The sequence below is a fragment of the Dietzia cercidiphylli genome (assembly GCF_014145145.1).
Lineage (GTDB): Bacteria > Actinomycetota > Actinomycetes > Mycobacteriales > Mycobacteriaceae > Dietzia > Dietzia natronolimnaea.
Map to the genome: position 1 here is coordinate 1 of NZ_JAALEA010000510.1, position 1,193 is coordinate 1,193.

1 protein-coding gene is annotated in these 1,193 nt (G+C 64.9%); it reads left to right on the forward strand.

The annotated features are described in order from the left end of the window. The coding region (locus G6028_RS16525) for an IS1634 family transposase (protein ID WP_182659522.1) at positions 1-1,168 on the forward strand (1,168 nt) is incomplete at its 5' end. Positions 1,169-1,193: the final 25 nt, after the last annotated feature.

Below are 1,193 nucleotides of genomic sequence, written 5' to 3' on the forward strand. Positions count from 1 at the left end.
GGTGGAGCCGACCAGCAAGTTGGACTCGGTTCGGGTCCTGGGCGAACTGGGGACGAAACCACCGCACGTCAACACGCTCTACAACTGTCTACAGCGAGTGGTCGGCCGGGACTACCGCGCGCTGATCGCCACCGCCTGCTGGGCCCACGTCAACCGCGCCGGGGGCCCCGGTGTGGCGTTGGTGCTCTACGACTTGACCACGTTGTATTTCGAGGCAGAAAAAGAAGATGACCTGCGCAAAGTCGGTATGAGTAAAGAGCGCAAGGTCGACCCGCAGATCACCGTCGGCCTGCTGGTGGCCCGGGACGGGTTCCCGCTGGACGTGCACGTCTTCGAGGGCAACAAGGCAGAGACCAAGACGCTAATCCCGGTCATCACGGCCTTTCAGAAGCGCCACCAGATCAGCGACATGGTCGTGGTAGCCGATGCGGGCATGCTGTCGGCGGCCAACCTCAATGCGCTGGAAGATGCGGGCCTGTCGTTCATCGTCGGCTCCCGCACCTCCAAGGCGCCCAAGGAGCTTGAGGACCACTTCGGCCGCCGCGGCAACGTGATTGCCGACGACGGCGTCGTGGAGCTGATCCGCCCAATGGGACAGGGCCGGGACCGGCGAGACCGGCGGGTGGTGTGGCACTACAAATGGGAGCGGGCCAAGCGAGACCGGCGGACGCTGAACGCGCAGATCGACCGCGCCCAACGCGTCGCCGACCGGGCAGAACCACTCAAGAAGCAGCGGTTCGTCAAGGTCACCGACCAGAAGGTAATCCTGGACGAGGCCTCGATCCAGCGGGCCCGCGAATCTGCAGGTTACAAGGGGTATGTCACCAACATCGCCCCGGCCGCGATGGACGGCCATGCCGTCGTGGCGGCCTATCACGACCTCTGGAAAGTCGAGCAGTCCTTCCGCATGGCCAAGGCCGACCTGAGGGCGCGCCCGATCTTCCACCGCACCCGCGATGCGATCGAAGCTCACCTCACCGTCGTGTTCGCGGCCCTGGCCGTGGCGCGGCACCTGCAGGACGTCACCGGCATGTCGATCAAGAAGATCGTCACCACCCTGCGGCCGCTGCGCACGGTCACCGTCGCCATTGGCGACCACGAAATGCTCGTCGAACCCACAATCCCGGACGCCGCGCGAGCCGTCATCGACGCGATCAACGCAGGGTGACACTAAAACTTGTGGAAGTCAGGTC